Source organism: Mesorhizobium sophorae (genome assembly GCF_002270415.1).
GTDB classification, from domain to species: Bacteria; Pseudomonadota; Alphaproteobacteria; order Rhizobiales; family Rhizobiaceae; genus Mesorhizobium; species Mesorhizobium sophorae.
Genome location: NZ_NNRI01000013.1, coordinates 321,419 through 341,344 on the forward strand (window position 1 = coordinate 321,419; position 19,926 = coordinate 341,344).

15 protein-coding genes are annotated in these 19,926 nt (G+C 63.1%); 9 read left to right on the top strand and 6 right to left on the bottom strand.

The features are described 5' to 3' along the window. Nucleotide 1: 1 nt before the first annotated feature. Both CGZ66_RS20815 and CGZ66_RS20820 read right to left on the bottom strand, forming a co-directional pair. Nucleotides 2-2,572 carry a GcvT family protein gene (locus tag CGZ66_RS20815; protein WP_095087397.1) on the bottom strand — a complete coding sequence of 857 codons (2,571 nt, stop codon included), beginning with the start codon at nt 2,570-2,572 and terminating at the stop codon, nt 2-4. Nucleotides 2,573-2,664: 92 nt separating this feature from the next. Beyond that, entirely contained in the window at nt 2,665-4,242 is a 1,578-nt protein-coding gene (locus CGZ66_RS20820; protein WP_095087399.1) for a trimethylamine methyltransferase family protein, read from the bottom strand. 252 nt (nt 4,243-4,494) lie between these two features. On the opposite strand from CGZ66_RS20820, the gene CGZ66_RS20825 reads away from it, so the two are divergent. The 3 genes from CGZ66_RS20825 (at nt 4,495) to CGZ66_RS20835 (ending at nt 8,927) form a co-directional block, all read left to right on the top strand. Further along, nucleotides 4,495-6,402: a phospholipase D-like domain-containing protein gene (locus CGZ66_RS20825; RefSeq protein ID WP_095087408.1), complete on the top strand. Its 1,908-nt coding sequence runs from the start codon at nt 4,495-4,497 to the stop codon at nt 6,400-6,402. 183 nt (nt 6,403-6,585) lie between these two features. After that, the gene (locus CGZ66_RS20830) at nt 6,586-7,767 is read left to right on the top strand and encodes an MFS transporter (RefSeq protein WP_095088002.1); all 1,182 of its coding nucleotides are present in this window, start codon (nt 6,586-6,588) and stop codon (nt 7,765-7,767) included. Continuing rightward, nucleotides 7,764-8,927 (top strand): MFS transporter, encoded by a 1,164-nt coding sequence (locus CGZ66_RS20835; protein WP_245331151.1) that lies wholly within the window; start codon nt 7,764-7,766, stop codon nt 8,925-8,927. The genes CGZ66_RS20830 and CGZ66_RS20835 overlap by 4 nt, the downstream gene beginning before the upstream one ends. 2 nt (nt 8,928-8,929) lie before the next feature. On the opposite strand, the gene CGZ66_RS20840 is transcribed toward CGZ66_RS20835, so the two are convergent. Further along, the gene (locus tag CGZ66_RS20840) at nt 8,930-9,487 is read right to left on the bottom strand and encodes a hypothetical protein (protein ID WP_095087410.1); all 558 of its coding nucleotides are present in this window, start codon (nt 9,485-9,487) and stop codon (nt 8,930-8,932) included. Nucleotides 9,488-9,636: 149 nt separating this feature from the next. On the opposite strand from CGZ66_RS20840, the gene CGZ66_RS20845 reads away from it, so the two are divergent. The 4 genes from CGZ66_RS20845 to CGZ66_RS20865 all read left to right on the top strand — a co-directional run bounded on the left by CGZ66_RS20845 (nt 9,637) and on the right by CGZ66_RS20865 (nt 14,677). Beyond that, nucleotides 9,637-11,712 (top strand): prolyl oligopeptidase family serine peptidase, encoded by a 2,076-nt coding sequence (locus CGZ66_RS20845; RefSeq protein ID WP_095087412.1) that lies wholly within the window; start codon nt 9,637-9,639, stop codon nt 11,710-11,712. Nucleotides 11,713-12,060: 348 nt separating this feature from the next. Next, the gene (locus CGZ66_RS20855; protein ID WP_095087416.1) at nt 12,061-13,440 is read left to right on the top strand and encodes an aspartate aminotransferase family protein; all 1,380 of its coding nucleotides are present in this window, start codon (nt 12,061-12,063) and stop codon (nt 13,438-13,440) included. A 136-nt stretch (nt 13,441-13,576) separates the two neighbouring features. Continuing rightward, complete coding sequence (locus CGZ66_RS20860) at nt 13,577-13,942, top strand: hypothetical protein (protein WP_095087418.1); 366 nt, start codon at nt 13,577-13,579, stop codon at nt 13,940-13,942. 90 nt (nt 13,943-14,032) lie between these two features. Next, a complete protein-coding gene (locus CGZ66_RS20865) occupies nt 14,033-14,677 on the top strand; it encodes a cytochrome c oxidase assembly factor Coa1 family protein (RefSeq protein WP_095087420.1) in 645 nt (214 codons plus the stop codon). Between the two features lie 282 nt (nt 14,678-14,959). Here the strand turns inward: CGZ66_RS20865 and mmsB are convergent, their stop codons facing one another. Then, on the bottom strand, nt 14,960-15,844 hold the full coding sequence (gene mmsB / locus CGZ66_RS20870) for a 3-hydroxyisobutyrate dehydrogenase (protein WP_095087422.1): 885 nt from the start codon (nt 15,842-15,844) through the stop codon (nt 14,960-14,962). A gap of 26 nt (nt 15,845-15,870) precedes the next feature. Continuing rightward, on the bottom strand, nt 15,871-17,037 hold the full coding sequence (locus tag CGZ66_RS20875; RefSeq protein ID WP_095087424.1) for an isobutyryl-CoA dehydrogenase: 1,167 nt from the start codon (nt 17,035-17,037) through the stop codon (nt 15,871-15,873). A 289-nt stretch (nt 17,038-17,326) separates the two neighbouring features. Between CGZ66_RS20875 and CGZ66_RS20880 the strand changes: the two genes are divergently transcribed. After that, entirely contained in the window at nt 17,327-17,941 is a 615-nt protein-coding gene (locus CGZ66_RS20880) for a dimethylsulfonioproprionate lyase family protein (protein ID WP_095087426.1), read from the top strand. After that, nucleotides 17,941-19,416, top strand: a complete 1,476-nt coding sequence (locus CGZ66_RS20885; RefSeq protein ID WP_095087428.1) for a cobyric acid synthase — start codon at nt 17,941-17,943, stop codon at nt 19,414-19,416. The genes CGZ66_RS20880 and CGZ66_RS20885 overlap by 1 nt, the downstream gene beginning before the upstream one ends. Before the next feature lie 7 nt (nt 19,417-19,423). On the opposite strand, the gene CGZ66_RS20890 is transcribed toward CGZ66_RS20885, so the two are convergent. Next, nucleotides 19,424-19,843 (bottom strand): VOC family protein, encoded by a 420-nt coding sequence (locus CGZ66_RS20890; protein WP_095088016.1) that lies wholly within the window; start codon nt 19,841-19,843, stop codon nt 19,424-19,426. Between the last annotated feature and the right edge of the window lie 83 nt (nt 19,844-19,926).

Below are 19,926 nucleotides of genomic sequence, written 5' to 3' on the forward strand. Positions count from 1 at the left end.
CTCAGGTCCGCATCTTCTCGCCACTCGGATCGAAAGGCGCTTCGACGTTGATGCGGGCCGGGCGTCGATGTCCGAGGATCTCGATCTCGAACAGCCCGGCACTTTCGTCCTCGGCAAGTGCTGCCGGGACGTAACCCTGCGCCATCGACTTCTGCACATAGTGAGCATAGCCGCCTGATGTCACCCAGCCGACCACGCGCCAGTCGCCGTCGACGATGCCGCGCACGGCCGAAGCGCCTTCAGCTGCCTTGGACCCGCGTATTTCCTCACCGCCATCGTCGAAGCGCGGCGCGCCGTAGCCATGCGCCTTTTCCACCGTGCCGTAGTCCTTGGAGACCTTGGCCCAGATCGGCTCGTCGCCCATCACATCGGCGTCGGCGGCATCGACGATGAAGGAGACACGGCGCAGTTTTGGCCCCTCGGCCTGTTCCTTGGCGGCAGCCTCGCGGCCGATGAAATCGTTCTTCTCGAGCTTGATGAAGCGGTCCATCGCGCCTTCGAAGGGTCCGTAGATCGGCCGCAACTCGCGGAACCAGGTCGGGAAGTTCTTTTCCAGGCGCATCGACAGCAAAGCGCGCATGCCGAAATCGACGAGGCCGAATTCCTCGCCGGCATCCTTGATCGCCTTATAGACAAGGCGCTGGTAGGCCGGCGCCATCCAGATCTCGTAGCCGAGATCACCGGTGTAGGTGATGCGATTGACCAAACAGGGCGCACCGCCGACCGCCATCTCGCGGAAATCCATGAAGCGGAAAGCTTTTGTCGAGATGTCGACATCGACGAGCTTCTGCAAGAGGTCGCGGGACTTAGGCCCTGCGATCGACAAACCGACCAGCGTCTGGTCGAAGCGGTGGATGCGCACAGAACCATCCTTCGGCAGGTGCTTCTCGAACCAGCGCATGTGATATTTTTGCGCCGCCGACGAGCCCCAGATCATGAAGCGTTCTTCGCCGGCCTTGGCGATGGTGAAGTCGCCGATCAGCTTGCCGAATTCGTTGATCATCGGCGTCAGCACGATGCGGCCGGTCTTCGGCATACGGTTGGTCATCAGCCGGTTGAGGAATTCCTCCGCCCCTGGTCCGGACACTTCGTATTTGGCGAAGTTGGCGATCTCGGTCACGCCGACGCGCTCGCGGGTCGCGCGCACTTCCTCGCCGATCGGCCCAAAATCATTGGAGCGATGGAAGGAGACGATGTCCTTCGGCTCCTTGCCCTTCGGGGCGAACCAGAGCGGGGTTTCGAGACCCCAGGAGTCGCCCATAACGGCGTTGTTTGCGAGCATCGTATCGTAGAGCGGCGTCGTCTGCGCCGGGCGTGCGGCCGGCAGTTCCTCATTGGGGAAGCGGATGGAGAAGCGGCGCGAATAATTTTCGCGCACCTTGGCGTTGGTGTAGCGCAGGCCGGCCCATTCGCCGAAGCGGGCGACGTCCATGCCCCAGACGTCGAAGCCGGGATCGCCATGGACCATCCAGTTCGACAGCGCCAGACCGACGCCGCCACCCTGGCTGAAGCCGGCCATGACGGCGCAGGCGCACCAGAAATTGGTCAGGCCCTGCACCGGGCCGACCAGCGGGTTGCCGTCGAGCGCGAAGGTGAACGGGCCGTTGATGATCTGCTTGATGCCGGCCTTCTCGATGCCGGGGAAATGCTTGAAGCCGATCTCCAGCGACGGCGCAATGCGGTCGAGGTCGGGGGCGAGCAATTCATGGCCGAAATCCCACGGCGTGTTGACGGGCGACCACGGCTTGCATGCCTTTTCATAGGTGCCGAGCAGAATACCGTTGCGCTCCTGGCGGGTGTAGATCTCGCCCTTGAAGTCAAGCACGCCGATCATCTCGCGGCCGGTCGACTTGTTGAATTCCTCGACCTCCGGCATTGGCTCGGTGAGCAGGTACATGTGCTCCATGGCCAGCACCGGCAATTCGACGCCGACCATGCGGCCGATCTCACGTGCCCACAGGCCGCCGCAGTTGACGACGTGCTCGGCGTGAACCGTGCCCTGTTCAGTGACGACGTTCCAGGTGCCGTCGACCTCTTGCGTCAGTTCGACGACGCGGTTGCGCAGCACGATCTCGGCACCGAGCTTCTTGGCCGCCTTGGAATAAGCGATCGTCGTGCCGGACGGATCAAGATGGCCCTCGACCGGATCCCACATGGCGCCGACGAAATTGGTCTCGTCCATCAGTGGGAACATCGCCTTGGCTTCGGACGGCGTGATCAACTCGGTGTCCATGCCGAGATAGCGGCCCTTGGCATGGGCGAGCCGCAAGAAGTCCATGCGCTCCGGCGTATCCGCCATCATCACGCCGCCGGTCAGGTGCAGCGAGCAGGACTGGCCGGAAATCTCCTCGATCTCCTTATAGAGTTGCACCGTATAGGCCTGCAGCTTGGCAACGTTGGGGTCGCCGTTCAGCGTGTGGAAGCCGCCGGCCGCGTGCCAGGACGAGCCGGAGGTAAGCTCCGAGCGCTCGATCAGCATGATGTCGGTCCAGCCGGCCTTGGCCAGATGGTAGAGAACCGAGCAGCCGACGACGCCGCCGCCGATGACAACCGCTTTTACATGAGATTTCATCAAGATAGGTCCGTTTTTGCGTAAACTGAATCAGGTTTTTGGGTCGGCGGTGGAACGCCTCGACGCCGAGGTCAGCGGTCGCCGCGTGCCATTCAAAAGTCGGTCGGTGCACCGCCCTCGGACCGGCGCTTTTCGACGAAGGCGTTGAGTTCCTCGCGAATGGCCGGGTCCATAAAGGGCTCTTCGTAGGAGGCCAGGCGCTCCTTCCACACCTTGTTGGCCTTTTCCAGCGCCGTCGGCGAGCCGGCTTCCGCCCAGGTCTCGAAATTGCGCCAGTCGGAGAGGATCGGCGAGTAGAAAGCGGTCTTGTAGCGGTCCTGCGTGTGCTGGGTGCCGAAGAAATGGCCGCCGGGACCGACCGACTGGATGGCATCGAAGCCGAGCGCTTCTTCGGACAGGTCGAGCGGGGTCAGGAACTCCGCCACCATCTGCAGCAGGTCGATGTCCAATATGGTCTTCTCATAGGAGCAGCGCAGGCCGCCCTCGAGCCAGCCGGCCGCATGCATCATCAAATTGCCGCCGCCCTGGATGGCGCCCCACAGCGAGAACACGCTCTCGTAAGCCGCCTGCGCATCGACCGTGTTGGCGGCGCAGGTGTTGGAGGTGCGGTAGGGTATGTTGTAGCGGCGGGCAAGCTGGCCGCCGACCAGCTGTGCCTTCATGTATTCGGGCGTACCGAAGGCCGGTGAACCGGACTTCATGTCGACATTGGAGGTGAAGCCGCCATAGCCGACTGGTGCGCCCTTGCGCACCATCTGGGCAAAGGCGATGCCGGACAGCGCCTCGGCGTTCTGCTGCACCAGGGCGCCGGCGATCGTGACCGGCGCCATGGCCCCCGACAGGGTGAACGGCGTGACGACGACGACCTGGCCCTTGCTCGACATCTGGATGATGCCTTCCATCATCGGCACATCGAGCTTGAGCGGCGAATTGGTGTTGATGATGGTGAAGACCGACGGCTCCTCGAGCAACTGCTCGTGGCTGATGCCGCGCGCGATCCTGGCGATCTCGATGCCGTCGACATTGCGCTCCTTGCCGAGCGAATAGATGTGAAACACCTTGTCGGTCAGCGTGGCGAGGTCGCGGACGCACTCCAGATGCCGGACCGACGGATGGATGTCGGTTGGCTCGACCGGATAGCCGCCGGTGCAGTTCAGGATGTTGTGCATCTGAGCGAGCTTGAGGAAGTTGCGGTAATCCTGCTGGTTGCCGGGCCGGCGGCCGCGGTCAATGTCGGAGCAGTTGGGCGCCGATGCCATCATCGAGATGATCAGATTGTTGCCGCCGAAGCGCACATTGTGCGCCGGGTTGCGCGAGTGGATGGTGAACTCCGAAGGGCAGTTCGACACCAGCTCGAGGATCATGTCGCTGTCGAAGCGCACCCGCTCGCTGCCGTCGCGCACGTCGGCGCCATGTGCCTTCATGATGCGGCGGGCTTCGTCATGCAGAACGTCGACGCCGATTTCCCTCAGCACGCGCAAGGAAGCGAGATGGATCGATTCCAGCTCGTCGTCCGAAACCAGCCTGGTCGGTGCGAGCGGGTTCTTCAGCTGGCGGAAAGCCGGCTGCTCGAACGCGGCCGAACCGCCGGCGCGCTTTCCAGCGCGGCCGCCACGACGGGCGCGGTCGGTGGCCAATGCCGGTTCTGCAGGTTGTAGGGCGGCGGTCATGATGGTCCTCGTACGATGCGGTAGCGGGCGGCATAATGGACCGGCGACCCGCCGGTCGTTGCGGAGGCGGCGACCACTAGGGCGAGGGAAGCGACATGCCGGAACGGCAGTTGCACGGCAAGAATATCGCCCCGATCGCGGCGATGCGCTGGCCTGGGACGAGCAGCCGGATCGACGCTAAGTGAAACGCGTTACACATCCGTCTTTTACTTCTGCTATATTGGCGCGCCGAACGTCTCTGGAGGGAAAGCCATGCCTGACGTCGTCAAAGTGCGCGCCGCGACAAACAACGAAGTCGCGTTCCTTTCCTGGGATATAGACGGCATGATCCCTGGCTGCCTCGGGTTCGAGATCGTGCGCATCTATCCCGACACTGGCGAGGAACGCTGCCTGGCCTCCTGGGTGCCTTTCAAGGGCCAACGCAATCCACGATGGATTCCCCAGGATACCGGCGTCTGGCCGGTGCAGAAGACATTCTGGCGCGATCTCACCGTACGGCGGCGGCGCGACAGCATCGACGTCAGGCCGGAGGGTGAAATGATAGCCTACCGGGTGCGGCCGGTCGGCGACATGAAGCCGGGTCTCGACCCGGTGCCGGTGCGACCCGATCAGATCGTCGATAGCAAACCCGCCTATACCGGGCCGGCGCGTCCGCTCGGTTATCTCGGCCAGGGTGCGGTCAGCCCACCGATCTTTCTCGGGCAGATGTTCGGCAAGGCGCGGGTTGCCTTCACCAATGGAGTGCTGTCGACGCAATGGATGTCGCATGCGCTGCAAGAGGCCGGCATCAAGGTCGGGCAGCGCGACAAGATCAGGGCGGTGCTGCAGGATCCGACCAGCAAGATACGCGCCTATCTGCATGGCGATGTGCCTGACGTGCTGACCAGCCTGCTGAAACGGGCCAAGACCGAAGGCGGCACCGTCAGGCTGGCGCTCTACGAGCTTGGCGACGACGAGCTTTGCGACGCGATCGTCGCCGCCAAGGATGTCGTCGAGGTCATTCTTGCCAATTCGGGCAGGGACGACCAGACCAAGGCCTGGGACGCAGGCAACGCGCCGTACAGGAAGCGCTTGCACGACGCGGGCGTCGTGGTGAGTGACCGCCTGTTCAACAACAACCATATCGGCCACAACAAGTTCGCCGTCTACCGCGATGGCCAGGGCAAGCCGCAAGCGGTGATGACCGGCAGCACCAACTGGACGTCGACGGGCATTTGCGGACAGTCCAACAACGCCTTCATCCGCGACGATCCGGCAATGGCCGAGGTATTCGACGCGTATTGGCAGCGCATGAAGGCCGATGTGTTCCCGCCGCCAGCCTCGGAAAGCGCCGCCGGCCACGTCGTGCAGACGCAAGGCGTGCCGTTTCGTAAGGAAAACCACCTGCCCAATCCGCTGAACGGCGCCACGGCAACGCTGGACGGCATGACGGTCTGGTTCTCGCCCAACGATCCCGACCGCAACAAGAAGGACATCTCGGTGCGGCCGGTCGACCTCGAGGATGTCTTCGCCCGCATCAAGGCGGCGAAACGCGCGGTGCTGTTCCTGGTGTTCAATCCGTCGCTGCTCGGCGAAAACTCGATCGTCGACCAGGCGGTCGCGGCAGCCAAGGCCGATCCGAATCTGATCGTGCAAGGCGCGATCAGCGACGAAACCGCGATGCCCAACTATGTCGCGCCGACCAAGGATCCGGTCACCCACAAGTCCAACAAGGACGGCAAGTCGCCCTTCGTCTTTCCGGAGAAGGTCTGGGAGATGCCAAACGTTTCCATCGTGCGGGCGGCAAACCTGACCGGCGCCACGATCGCCCGCGACTTCCAGGCAGAAGTACTGACCGTTGGCCATGCGATCGTGCACGACAAGATCGTCATCATCGACCCGATGGAGGACAACGCCACCGTCATCACCGGTAGCCATAATCTCGGTTACAAGGCTTCCTACGAGAATGATGAGAACATGGTGATCGTGGAGGGCGACAAGACCTTCGCCGCCGCCTATGCGGTGCATATGCTCGACGTGTTCGACCACTACAAGTTCCGCGCCTGGCGCAGAACGATCGGCAAGGGACCTTCCGACGATGACGGGATTTCCATCGACGACAAGTGGCTGAAGCCTTACGCCGACGGCAAGAAGGGGGCGATCGCCCGGTATTTTCCGTAGCCTCCACCAGGTTCAGCACCTGCCTCCATTCGATGAGCGACCGATCGGCTTCAGCCGACAGGACGGGTCCGGTGGCGCAAGCGGATTTCGTCGTCCGGCCCTTCCTTTCCCTAAATCGAACCAGTAGCTAGTCGGGCTTGCCGGCGGGATGGCCTGCACTTTCAAATGGATGACAGTATCAGTATGGTCGCGACCGGCTCGAGCGAAGGCGAAGCGGGAACGCAGTGGGCAGCGCTTGCCGGCGTCACCGCAGCACTTGCCATGTTCGGCGCCGCGCAAGGGCTGAGCTCGCCGCTGTTCACGCTGCTGATGCAGAAGCAGGGAATGTCGCCCGTGCTGATCGGCTTGTCGGCGGCGATGATGCCGCTCGGCCTGATCCTTTCGGCTTCCTTCGTGCCGGCCGCGGTGCGGCTGGTCGGCGCACGCACGCTGGCGGTCGGCTGCTCGCTGATCGGCGCGCTCTGCTTCCTGGGCATCGGCTATCTGCAGGACTGGGTGGCCTGGTTCGTCATCCGCTTCATCATCGGCGTGGTCATCAATCCGCTCTACATACTTGGCGAGGTCTGGGCGCTGTCGCTGGCGCCGCCATCGCGACGGGGCCGGGTCATGGGCGTGTTCAACACGCTGCTGGGCGCCGGCTATGCGGCCGGGCCGTTCGCACTGACCCTGCTGGGCACGTCGGGCTGGGCTCCCTTCCTGGTCGGTGTCGCCGGCTTCACGCTCTGCGCGGTGATCCTGCACGCCGTCTCTTCCAGGCTCACCGGCTTCGAGGATGACGGCCAACCTGCCAGTGGCCTAGTCGGCTTTGCCAAGGTGGCGCCGGCACTGCTGCTTGCCGTCCTGGTTTCGGCCGCGGTCCAGCAAAGCACCTATGCGCTGCTGCCGGTGTTCGGCGCCAGCTACGGCCTGGCGGAGGCCGTGCTTGCCTCGCTGGTGATGGCGCTTTCGCTGGGCAACATCCTGCTGCAGATCCCACTCGGCCTGCTGGCGGAGCATTTTGGCGGTCGTGCCATGATCATCGTCTGTGCGCTGGCAACCGCGACTTGCGCGCTTTTGCTGCCGCTGCTGGTCATGACGCCGCTGATCTGGGTCGTGCTGCTGGTGATGGGCGCCGTCGGCTACGGCGTCTACACGATGGCGCTGGTCGAACTGGGCAGCCGCTTCAAGGGCTCCGTGCTGGTCGCCGGCAACGCCGCCTTCGCGCTGATGTGGGGCGTCGGCGGTATTGTCGGCCCGCCGGGTGCCGGGCTGCTCATGCAAGGCATCGGCCCGCTCGGCCTGCCGGTCGTGATCGCCGGTCTCGACGCGTTGCTGGTGATGTTCGCGCTGTATCGCTCGTCCGTGCGCCGGAGCGGCAAGGCATGATCGCGAACGGTTCGAGCGACAGTGAGACCGCGATGCAGTGGGCGGCGATCACCGGCGTGATCGCGACCGTCTCGGTGTTCGCCATCGCGCAAGGCCTGTCCTATCCGCTGCTGAGCTTCATCCTGCAGCGCCAGGGCGTCTCACCGGCGATGATCGGCCTGTCGGCGGCAATGACACCGATAGGTTTCATCGTCTCGTCACCACTGATCCCGGCGCTGGCGCGCCGGTTCGGGGCAGGGCGCACGGCACTCTCCTGCGCGGCGCTTTCGGCGATCGTGCTGGTGCTGATCGGCTGGACGCAGGATGTCTATCTCTGGTTTCCGCTGCGCTTCCTGATTGGCGTGGTGACCAACCCGCTTTACGTGCTGAGCGAGATCTGGGTGATCGCGCTGGCGCCGCCGGCCCGGCGCGGCCGCGTCATGGGCGTCTATTCGACGATCATCTCGGCCGGCTTCGCAGCCGGGCCGCTTTGCCTGCTTGCCGTCGGCACGGAGGGCTGGCCGCCCTTCCTCGTCGGCATTTTCGCCTTCGTGCTGTGCGGCATCTGCCTGGCCTCGGTGCTGCCGCGTCTGCCCAAGGTCGACGAGGCCGGGCATCGCGTTTCCGTCCTGGGCTTCGTGCCGTTGGCGTGGCTGCTTTTGTTTGCCGTTATCGTTGCCGCCGGCTTCGAGCATGGCGCGCTGGCCTTGCTACCCGTCTATGGCACCCATCACGGCATCACTGAGACCCGCATGTCGGCGCTGCTTTCGGTGATGATCGCCGGCAACATCGCCATGCAGGTGCCACTTGGCCTGCTGGCCGAAAGGCGCTCCGCGCGTCTGGTGCGGCTTGCTTGTGTCGCGATCACGGTGCTCGGCTGCCTGCTCCTGCCGTTTCTCATCGAGACGCCACTGATCTGGCCGATGATCTTTGTCTGGGGTGCGGTTTCCTACGGAATCTACACGATGTCGATCATCGAGCTCGGTGAGCGCTTCACCGGCTCGACACTGGTTGCCGGCAACGCCGCCTTCTCCCTGATGTGGGGTGTCGGCGGCATCGCCGTGCCGCCGCTGGCTGGTACAGCGATGGATATTCTGGGTGCAAGAGGCCTGCCGATTATTCTTGGCCTGATGTGTCTGACGCTGGCGGTTGCGAGCATCGTAGGTCGAAGGTCAGCCTGACGCTATTGTGGGATGCCGCAGCTCGTCATCGCCCTGCATCTCGAAATTGCCCATATGTTACAATGGGCGTGACGTTCCTCAGGGTGCATCCGGCGCAGCATATCCTGAATTTCAACGGCACGATCAAAGTCGGGTATCAGGCCAAACTGAGACAACTCCGAATTCGCAAACACGTCGGGAAATCCACCGCAGTTGGTCAACGCGCTTATGGAACCTTCTTGATCCAACAAATCGTAGCCCAGGAAGATGAAACCGCCCCAATCAATCGAATGCACGTCCGTCGACGGCTTTCGAATTACGCTTAAAATATTCAGTTCGTTCGTATCTGCCAGTTGCGAAAGCAGAAACTCCAGGTCCACAAAGAAATCGAGCATCCAGTCCTCGTTGACAATGTGGGGCCAGTAGCTGTCCTTTGTCTCGCCAAGCGCGACCGGGCCAAGCATTCCATCGAGGGTGACGACTTCGGTCAGTTGGGTGAGGCCCGACCACTCGATGTATTTCGTCCATTCTGTGCCCCTGGACGGATCAAATCTCTCTTTCGCAATGTAGAGAAATTGCATGAGGCTTCCTCGTAGCGACACATGGCCGGATAAGGTTTCGCACTTGATGCGGTATGGCGGGTCGCTTCTTTCGCGCGTTCCAATTGAATTTCGGTAGTGGCATGACGATGTGTGCGACACCGAGCCTTGATGAGTTTACCGGAGACCCTATGACCAAGTCGACCACACAGACCCTGCCAAATTCCACCCCTTCGACCGAAGATCCCTTTCTCTGGCTGGAGGACAGGACAGCCAAGCAGTCGCTCGACTGGGTGCATGGTCAGAACGAGGTAACGGTCGGTGAATTGCAGGGCGATCCGTCCTATCAGGCGTCGTTCCAGACCGCGCTCGACCTGATGACGGCCGAGGACAATATCGCGGTCGGTGCCGCGATTGCCGGCCATGTCTACAATTTCTGGCAGGACAAGACCAATGTGCTCGGGCTGTGGCGCCGCACGACGGTCGCTTCCTACAAGACCGAGAAGCCCGACTGGGAAACGATCGTCGACTTCGACCAGCTAGCGGCCAAGGACGGAATCAAGTGGGTGTTCAGCGGTGCCAGCCGGCTCTTTCCGGACTTCAACCTCTGCCTTGTCTCGATGTCGCCGGATGGCGGTGACGCCAGCGAGATGCGCGAATTCGACATCGCGACCAAATCCTTTGTCGAGGACGGATTTCGCGCACCCGCTTCCAAGTCGGGCTTCGGCTGGCTGGACAAGGACACCGTCATCGTCTCGGCGGCTTTCGAGGAGGAGGACAAGACGCAATCCGGTTATCCGCGCGTGGTCAAGCTGTGGAAGCGCGGCACCAAACTGGAAGACGCGACACCGATCTTCGAGGGGCGGAAGGAGGATCTCGCGGTTGGCGCTGGCGTCGAGTTCGACGGCGACAGACGTTATCTGATCCTGGCCCAGACACTCGATTTCTTCGCCTCGCATATCTTCCTGCGGTTGGCTTCCGGCGAGAACAAACGTCTGCCGCTGCCTGACGACGTGACCGATACGGCGATCTTCAGGGACCAGCTCGTCTTCGGCGTGCGCAGCCCGTGGACGGCGCCGGATGGCACCTCGTGCAAGCCTGACGGCCTCTATTCGCTGGATCTGGCACACTGGGTAGAAACCGGCACGCTCGGCCCGGTGGAGACCTTGCTGGAGCCGGCGTATCGCGTGTCGATCGCCGGCATTGCCCGCACGCAGGACCGCCTGTTCATCAATCTGATGGACAATGTGCGCGGCAAGGTCGTCGTCTGCGAGCGCAAGGAGGGCGGCTGGTCGCAGAAACCCGTGGCACTGCCCGAGAACGGCAATGTCGGCATCAGCCACGCCGAGCATTTCGGCTCCAGCGTTTCCTTCTCCTTCACCGACTTCCTGACGCCGAGTTCGATCATCTGGTCGGACGACGATGGCGAGACGCTCGCCACCGTGAAGTCGCAGCCGGCCCGCTTCGATGCGGCGCCGCTGATCTCGGAGCAGTTCGAGGCGCGCTCGAAGGACGGCACAATGATCCCGTACTTCGTCGTCCGGCGGCGCAACCACAAGGGTCCGGTGCCGACGCTGCTTTATGGCTATGGTGGTTTCGAAGTCCCGCTTCTGCCAAGTTATGCCGGCGTGCGCGGCAGGCTGTGGCTGGAGAGGGGCAATGCCTATGTCCAAGCCTGCATTCGCGGCGGCGGCGAGTTCGGCCCGGCCTGGCATCAGGCGGCGCTCAAGGGCAACCGCCAGAACGCCTTCGACGATTTCGCCGCGGTCGCGCAGGACGTCGTCAAGCGCGGCATTGCGACGGCCGCTTCGCTCGGCATCCAGGGCGGCTCGAACGGCGGCTTGCTGACCGGCGTTTCCATGACGCAGCATCCCGAGTTTTTCGGTGCCGTGATCATCGAGGTGCCGCTGCTCGACATGCTGCGCTACACCGAATTGCCGCCAGGTGCCTCCTGGATGGCCGAATATGGCGATCCGTCGAAACCGGAAGATGCGAAGTGGCTTTCGGCCTATTCGCCCTACCAGCATGTTGCGGCCGATGCCGCCTATCCTCCGGTGCTACTGACCACCTCGACCGCTGACGACCGCGTCCATCCCGGTCATGCGCGCAAGATGGCGGCCCGCCTGCAGGAAGCCGGCCACACCCGGACGCTGTTCTTCGAGGAGACCGAGGGCGGACATGGTGGACGCGGCGACCGCCGGCCGCAGGCGGCGCAGACGGCGATGAAATATGTGTTCCTACAAAGGGCGCTGAGCGGCAAGGCATGAGCCGAAGTCTCGGCGCTGCAAACGCAAAGGGTGGTTCACTTCGACCGCCCTTTGCTCGCTCTTTGTTTTGATGCAATTCCCTGAGGGAGAGCGCTACGAGCTTTTCCCGGGAAAACCGCTTCACTCTTTTCCCGGAATTGCTCTAAGGTGCCGTCCATGGCTTTCGTCAGGACTTTGGCTCCCGTATTTGGGGCTCGCGCATTCCGGGTCGCGGTGACACCGTCACCGCGCACGCTGCGCGCCGAGCTTCTGCGCCTGTGCGCCCGCATCGGTTATTCACCACCTGCTTGCCTCTGACGCATTCGCTCCCGGCACGGCCGGATAGAATCCAGAGGAAAGATCAGATCAATGACCTATCAGAATTATTCGCTGAAGCAGCTTCAGCAGATCGACGCCGCGCACCATCTCCACCCGTTCACCGACCATAAGGAATTGCGCGAAGCCGGCTCGCGCATCATCACCCATGCCAACGGGCCGTTCATCTACGATTCCGAGGGGACAGAGATCCTCGACGGCATGGCCGGGCTGTGGTGCGTCAACATCGGCTATGGCCGCGACGAGCTGGCCGAGGCCGCCTATGCGCAGATGAAGGAGCTGCCCTACTACAACTCCTTCTTCAAATGCTCGACGCCGACGCCGGTGCTGTTGTCCAAGAAGCTGGCGGAAATCGCGCCGAAGCACGTCAACCAGGTGTTCTACGGCTCGTCCGGTTCGGAAGCCAACGACACGGCTCTGCGCCTTGTCCGCCACTACTGGGTGCTGGAAGGCAAGCCGGAGAAGAACCGCATCATCTCGCGCAAGATGGCTTATCACGGCTCGACCGTTGCGGGCACATCACTCGGCGGCATGGACGCCATGCACAAGCAGCTCGGCGGCGCGGTGCCCAACATCGTCCATGTGATGATGCCTTATGCCTATGAACTGGCACTGCCGGGCGAGAGCGATCATGATTTCGGCCTGCGGGCGGCCAAGGCCGTCGAGGATGCGATCCTCGAAGCCGGTGCCGACAAGGTTGCGGCCTTCATCGGCGAGCCGGTGATGGGGGCAGGTGGCGTGAAGATACCGCCGGTCAGCTATTGGCCGGAAGTGCAGCGCATCTGCCGCAAATACGATGTCCTGCTGATGCTGGACGAGGTCATCACCGGCTATGGCCGCACCGGTGAATGGTTCGCATCACAAACGCTCGGCATCGAGCCGGACACCATCACCACGGCCAAGGCACTGACCTCGGGCTACCAGCCGCTGTCGGCATTGCTGGTCGGCGACCGCATCGCCGCGACCCTGGTCGGGAAGGGCGGCGAGTTCAATCACGGCTATACCTATTCCGGTCATCCGGTGGCCTGTGCCGTGGCGCTGAAGAACCTTGAGATCATCGAGCGGGAAGGGCTGGTCGATCGCGTCAGGAACGATACCGGGCCGTATTTCGCCAAGGCGTTGCAGGAGCGCATTGCCGGGCATGATCTGGTCGGCGAGGTGCGCTCGATCGGGCTGATGGGCGCGATCGAAATCGTCAAGGACAAGGCCACCAAGGAGCGGTTCCTGCCGTCGGGAAGTGCGGCGGTGACCGTGCGCGACCATGCGATCGCGCAAGGCATGATGCTGCGCGCCACCGGCGACACGATGATCCTGTCGCCGCCGCTGATCTGGACCCGTGACACGATCGACATGGCTTGCGAGCGCATCTCCAAGGCGCTGGACCTGGCGCAGGCGGATCTGCGCAAGCGATAGGGATCGGTACCTCGACCGGGCGTTCTCGATGGGAATGCCCGGCTTCGAGAAACATTTCGTTGGGGAACGAATTTCACCCTCAGCGCTTAGTGTGCGGGTCAGCAGCCGACGTGGCTGCGACAAGGGGACTGTTTCCATGAAAAAGACCGGCAAGAGCCGACGGCTGCAAGACGCAGCCAGCATCGGCGGTGACCTGATGCTGGCGCCGATGGTGGCGCTGATGCGGCTGCCGTTGATGGCGCTGGATGCCGGGAGCGGGAAGCCATGGGGCACGGAGACGGCGCGCGCGGTGAACGAGAAGACCGTGGCGATGGCCGAAGGGGCGTTTGCGGCGCAAATGTCCTTCCTGCAGTCGGCATCGCGGTTCTGGCCGGAAATCCTTGCCGGCCGCACGCCGTCGTTGTTCAACGGCGTCGCCGCGGAACGGTCGATCAGCGCCGCGCTGAAGCCGGCAAGCCGTACGGTGAAGGCGAATTTTCGCCGGCTTTCCAACAAGGCCTGACAAAGAAAGGCCGCTCGGGAAAAACCGATTCCCGTTTTTCGAGGTCATACGCTAGAACCCATCAAGCACATCTGCCGATGGGGGAACATCATGGCCGGACAGCCGCTCAACCAGCCCGCCGAAATTCCGGCCGAACTTGACCGCTGGAACTGGGGCGCCTTCTTCCTCAACTGGATCTGGGGTATCGGCAACAGCACCTTCATCGCGCTGCTGGCACTGATCCCTGTCGTCAACATCGTCATGATCATCGTACTGGGTGCGCGCGGCAGCCGCTGGGCCTGGCAGAACCGCGCCTGGCGCGACGCGGAACAGTTCCGCAAGACGCAACGCAACTGGGCGATCGCCGGCCTTGTCATCTGGGTGGTCAGCATCGGCGGCTGTGCGGCGATGGTCGGCGGCATTCCTTTCGTGCTGAAAGGCAGCGATGCCTATCACATGACCATGGACAAGCTTCGCGCCGACGACCGCGTCAAGGCCGCCCTCGGTGATGACCTGACCGAGAGTTTCTGGGTCGGTGGCCATCTCAATGTCAATGCGAATGGGGCGGGCGATGCCCAGTTCAGCATTCCGGTCCATGGCGCCAAGGGCAAGGGCACCGCCTTCTCGACCGCTGTCCGGACAGCAGGCACGTGGAGCCTGCGCCTGCTGGTCGTCCGGGTCGAGGGAGCCGATGCACCGATCGTGCTGATCAATGAAGATCATGTCGCGATCCCGAATGCGGCAATCGGTATATAAAACAGGCTGCACTGATGAAACCGGGCGGAAATGCAAAAACCGCGCTCCATCGGGAACGCGGCTTTGCCAGATACGCATGGCGTTTCGCTACGCAAACACTTGGCGAAACTTACGGGCTCCGGTACGCGAGACCTGATCCGGAGCGCCGGGCGGATGCGATATGTCCGCCTCGCATTCCGTTTTACAGAAACATCGTTACCGGGGGGTTATCGAGAGCTTAAGCAAACCTAAATTTGACCGGTTTCTCTCAAGATACGCAAAAAACCCAGTTATATTAGGAGCTTATGGGTTGGCTCCGCGCAGAAAATTAATGATTCCGGAAAAATCGGCGCCTGCATGCCCCTGGGCGTTGAACAGCGCATAGAGCTGAGCTGCCTCAGCACCAAGCGGGGTCACCGCGCCGGAACCTTGCGCTGCCTCCTGCGCCAGCTTCAGGTCCTTCAGCATCAGAGCGGCGGCAAAGCCCGGCTTGTAGTCGCGGTTGGCGGGCGAGGTCGGCACAGGGCCGGGCACCGGGCAGTAGGTGGTCAGCGACCAGCACTGGCCGGACGAGGTCGAGGCGACGTCGAACAGCGCCTGGTGAGAGAGGCCGAGCTTTTCCGCCAGCACGAAGGCTTCGGCGACGCCGATCATCGAAATACCGAGAATCATGTTGTTGCAGATCTTGGCGGCCTGTCCAGCGCCGCCGCCGCCGCAATGGACAATGCGCCCCGCCATCGGCTTCAGGATCGGCTCGGCGGCGGCGAAGGCATCGTCGGAGCCACCGGCCATGAAGGTCAGCGTGCCGGCCGCCGCACCGCCGGTGCCGCCCGATACCGGTGCGTCGATGGACAGCAGGCCGTGCTTGGTGGCGACGGCATGCGCCTTGCGGGCCGATTCGACATCGATGGTCGAGGAATCAATGAACAGCGCGCCCTTTTTTGCCTTGGGAGCAATGTCTTCATAGACCGACAGCACATGCTTGCCGGCCGGCAGCATGGTGATCACCACATCGGCGTCCTTCACCGCGGCCGGTGCATTGGCCATGATGATGACGCCATGCTCGCGGGCGACCGTCAGATTCTCCGGCATCAAGTCGAAGCCATGCACGGCATGCCCGGCCTTGACCAGATTGGCCGCCATTGGATTGCCCATATTGCCGAGGCCGATGAAGGCGATCGTCGTCATTGTCTGTCTCCCAGGTTCGTCTGGCGTCAGCGGCCGATCAGGGCTCGCGCGATGATGACGCGCATGATCTCGTTGGTGCCTTCGAGGATCTGGTGGACGCGCAGGTCCCGCACCAGCTTCTCGATGCCGTAATCGTGCAGGTAGCCGTAGCCGCCGAGCAGCTGCAGCGCGTCGTTGGCCACGGTGAAGCCGGTGTCGGTGACGAAGCGCTTGGCCATCGCCGACCATTTGCCGGCGTCCGGCGCCTTGCGGTCGAGCTTCGAGGCGGCGGCGTAGAGGAAGATGCGCGCCGCCTGCAGTTCGGTCTCCATATCGGCCAGCCTGAACTGCAGCGCCTGGAACTGGTTGATCCTGGAGCCGAACGCCTTGCGCTCGGCGGCGTAGGACAGCGCCTTGTCGAGCGCCGATTGCGCACCGCCCAGCGAACAGGCGGCGATGTTCAGCCGGCCGCCGTCGAGCCCGGCCATGGCGATGCCGAAGCCGGCGCCTTCGCCCGACAAAAGGTTTTCCGCCGGCACCTTGCAGTCCTCGAAGATGACCTGGCGGGTCGACTGCATATGCCAGCCCATCTTGTGCTCGTTGGCGCCGAAGGATAGGCCGGGCGCGTCTTTGGGGACGACGATGGTGGAAATGCCTTTCGGCCCATCGGCGCCGGTGCGCACCATGACGGCGTAGATATCGCTGTCGCCGGCGCCCGAGATGAACTGCTTGGTGCCGTTGAGGACATAGTTGCCGCCGCTTTTCACCGCGCGCGTCTTCAGCGCCGCGGCATCCGACCCGGAGCCCGGTTCGGTCAGGCAGTAGCTCGCCAGCCATTCCATCGTAGTGAGCTTCGGCAGGAATCGCTGGCGTTGCTCCTCATTGCCGAAACGGTCGATCATCGAGGCGACCATGTTGTGGATCGAGATGAAGGACGAAAAGGCCGGATCGGCGTGCGAAAGCGCCTCGAAGATCAGCACAGCGTCGAGCCGGCCGAGCGCGGAGCCGCCGACATCGTCTCGGACATAGATGCCGCCGAGGCCCAGCGGCCCAGTCTCGCGGATCACGTCGGCGGGGAAGTGTTTCCTGCGGTCCCAATCGAGTGCGTTCGGCGCGACGCGGTCGGCGGCGAAGGCCTGCGCCATCTCCTGGATGGCGCGCTGTTCCTCGTTGAGTTCGAACTGGCTGGTGCTCGCATCGACCGCGGCGTCCATGGCGTGCTCCCTATGTGCTGGCCAGCTAAGATGTGTTGATATTCAGGTGATGCCGGCCTGCAAACGTCGGTTTCCTGCGCTTCCGGTGCTCACGTACTTTAAGTACGCTCCGCTCCGGTTCTCGAAAACCGCCGTTTTCGGCTCGGCCTGACCTGAATCTCAACACATCTTAAGCTCGCTGGCCTGTTGTTTTTGGCTTTGCGCGCGCACCAATCTAGACCAATGATGCCGCCGCGCAACCCGACCTCCTGCGGAGCGGCTGTGCACCAATGCATGTTCGGAGCGAGACGTGGCGACAAAATTCGATGAACTGCTGGAACAGTTCCACGCCTATCTCGCTTCCGTGGACGACGCCCTGGTGCGCTACGCCGTGGCGGGGATCGCCTGGGACATGCCAGCCCGCGCGCTGGAGCCGCATCCGCTTGGCTGCCTGCGCCACCTCGATCGCGCCGCCGAACTGGCGCCGCCCGATGCCAAGCCGCTGGTGCGATTGCTTGCGGAACGTCGGAATGATCTCCGCTGGGGGCAGACCTATAGCAAGGCGGATTTCGGTGAGGCATTCATCGACAATTACGGCTGGCTCGAAGTGTTCGGCACCCGTGGCCACTTCGCCAATGACCAGGTTGCGGCCGGCCTGCTGATTCTTGGCCCCGATATCGTCTATCCCGACCATCATCATGTTGCCGAGGAGATCTACATCCCGCTGACCGGCGGCACTGAGTGGCGGATGGGTGAGAGCGGGTTTCGCCGGCGCGCGGCCGGCGAGGTGGTCCACCATGCTTCCAACGTCAACCACGCCATGCGCACCGGTATAGAGCCATTGCTGGCGCTCTACATCTGGCGCGGCGGGCCACTGGCTGCAAAATCCACGATCACCGGAACCGTGGCGCAGGGCAGGGGCTGATGGCCAAGGCGATCATGCTGCAAGGCACGGGTTCGGATGTAGGCAAGACGGTGCTGGTCGCCGGCCTTTGCCGCGCAGCAAAAAAGCGTGGGCTGAAGGTGCGGCCGTTCAAGCCGCAGAACATGTCGAACAACGCTGCGGTCGCCGACATTCCCGGCGACAACAAGGCCGGCGGCGGCGAGATCGGCCGCGCGCAATGGCTGCAGGCGATCGCTTGCGGTGTGGCGCCGTCGGTCCACATGAACCCGGTGCTGCTCAAGCCGCAGACCGATGTCGGTGCGCAGGTCATCGTGCAGGGCAAGGTGTTTGGCGAAGCGCGGGCGCGCGACTATCAGGCACTGAAGGGCCAACTGATGGACGCCGTGCTGGACTCCTGGAACAAGGTCGGCGAGGGCGCCGACCTGGTCATCGTGGAGGGCGCCGGTTCGCCGGCCGAGATCAACCTGCGCAACCGCGACATTGCCAATATGGGCTTTGCGACGCGGGCCAACGTGCCGGTGGTGCTGGTCGGCGATATCGATCGCGGCGGCGTCATCGCCTCGGTGGCCGGCACGCATCTGATCCTGCCGGAAGAGGACCGGCGCATGATCGTCGGCTACCTCATCAACAAGTTTCGCGGCGACGTCTCGCTGTTCGACGATGGCATAAGGTCGATCGAGAAATTTACCGGCTGGCGGTGTTTTGGCGTGGTGCCGTGGCTGAAGGCGGCAGCGCAGCTGCCTTCGGAGGATTCGGTGGTGCTGGAACGGCTGGCGTCCGGCGAGGCGCGCGCGCTGAAGGTGGCCGTGCCGATGCTTGGCCGCATCGCCAATTTCGACGATCTCGATCCGCTCAAGGCCGAACCGCAGGTCGAGGTGGTGTTCGTGCCGCCCGGCAAGCCGCTGCCGGCCGACGCCGGGCTGGTGGTCATTCCCGGCTCCAAGTCGACGATCGGCGATCTCCTGAAATTTCGCGAGAATGGCTGGGACCGCGACCTTCTTGCCCATCGCAAGCGGGGCGGCCATGTCGTTGGCATTTGCGGCGGCTTCCAGATGCTTGGCCGCTCGGTGCACGACCCGAACGGCATCGAAGGCAGTGTCACCGAAGCCGAAGGACTCGGCCTGCTCGACGTCGAGACGATGATGGAACCGGAGAAGACGGTGCGCAATGTCAGTGCCCGCTCGGTACAATTCGACCTGCCGCTCGAGGGCTACGAGATCCACCTTGGCCGCACCACGGGTCCGGACACAATGCGACCGTCGGCGATCATCAATGGTGTCGAGGATGGCGCTGTCTCCGCCGACGGCAAGGTGATCGGCACCTATATGCATGGCCTGTTCGGCGCCGACGGCTTTCGCGGGAAATTCCTTGAAAGCCTCGGCATCAAGGGTGGCGGCATCGATTATCGGGCCGAAGTCGAGCGGGCGCTGGATGAGGTCGCAGCCGAGTTGGAAACCCACCTCGACTGCGACGCGATTTTCGCGCTGGCGCGCTAGACCTTGCCTATGCCTTTTCGCCAGCCTTCGGCCAGTAGGTGCCGAACGACCAGACATTGCCTTCCGGATCGCGGCAGATGAATTCGCGGCTGCCATAGTCGCGGTTGGTCAATTCCTGGATGATCGTGGCACCGGCCTTCCTGGCCTTGGCATAGGCGGCATCGGCGTCGTCGACGGCAATATAGATCGACTTGCCGCCGCCTAAGCCGGGCTCGCCGACCATCTTGCCGTAGTCGTCGTCGCGGACGGTGCCCAGCATGATCATCGACGAGCCGAAAACCAGTTCGGCATGGTGCACGACATCGCCTTCGCCATAGCGGGCACGGACGCTGAAGCCGAAGGCTTCGCACAGCCAGTCGATCATTCTTGCCGCGTTCTTGTAGCGCAGGGCGGGGTAGAGGCGCGGCGCTTCCGTGGTGGTGGGCATGGGAACTCCTTCAGTTGGGTTGGTCGATGAACCTTGATTGTGCATGCCCAAAACCGCTGCGCACTTTTGGGCGACATGCATCA

What these genes read in the sequence shown, in the direction of transcription:
- CGZ66_RS20815 (WP_095087397.1), bottom strand. Translation starts at nt 2,572, where the DNA reads ATGAAATCTCATGTAAAAGCGGTTGTCATCGGCGGCGGCGTCGTCGGC.
- CGZ66_RS20820 (WP_095087399.1), bottom strand. Translation starts at nt 4,242, where the DNA reads ATGACCGCCGCCCTACAACCTGCAGAACCGGCATTGGCCACCGACCGC.
- CGZ66_RS20825 (WP_095087408.1), top strand. Translation starts at nt 4,495, where the DNA reads ATGCCTGACGTCGTCAAAGTGCGCGCCGCGACAAACAACGAAGTCGCG.
- CGZ66_RS20830 (WP_095088002.1), top strand. Translation starts at nt 6,586, where the DNA reads ATGGTCGCGACCGGCTCGAGCGAAGGCGAAGCGGGAACGCAGTGGGCA.
- CGZ66_RS20835 (WP_245331151.1), top strand. Translation starts at nt 7,764, where the DNA reads ATGATCGCGAACGGTTCGAGCGACAGTGAGACCGCGATGCAGTGGGCG.
- CGZ66_RS20840 (WP_095087410.1), bottom strand. Translation starts at nt 9,487, where the DNA reads ATGCAATTTCTCTACATTGCGAAAGAGAGATTTGATCCGTCCAGGGGC.
- CGZ66_RS20845 (WP_095087412.1), top strand. Translation starts at nt 9,637, where the DNA reads ATGACCAAGTCGACCACACAGACCCTGCCAAATTCCACCCCTTCGACC.
- CGZ66_RS20855 (WP_095087416.1), top strand. Translation starts at nt 12,061, where the DNA reads ATGACCTATCAGAATTATTCGCTGAAGCAGCTTCAGCAGATCGACGCC.
- CGZ66_RS20860 (WP_095087418.1), top strand. Translation starts at nt 13,577, where the DNA reads ATGAAAAAGACCGGCAAGAGCCGACGGCTGCAAGACGCAGCCAGCATC.
- CGZ66_RS20865 (WP_095087420.1), top strand. Translation starts at nt 14,033, where the DNA reads ATGGCCGGACAGCCGCTCAACCAGCCCGCCGAAATTCCGGCCGAACTT.
- mmsB (WP_095087422.1), bottom strand. Translation starts at nt 15,844, where the DNA reads ATGACGACGATCGCCTTCATCGGCCTCGGCAATATGGGCAATCCAATG.
- CGZ66_RS20875 (WP_095087424.1), bottom strand. Translation starts at nt 17,037, where the DNA reads ATGGACGCCGCGGTCGATGCGAGCACCAGCCAGTTCGAACTCAACGAG.
- CGZ66_RS20885 (WP_095087428.1), top strand. Translation starts at nt 17,941, where the DNA reads ATGGCCAAGGCGATCATGCTGCAAGGCACGGGTTCGGATGTAGGCAAG.
- CGZ66_RS20890 (WP_095088016.1), bottom strand. Translation starts at nt 19,843, where the DNA reads ATGCCCACCACCACGGAAGCGCCGCGCCTCTACCCCGCCCTGCGCTAC.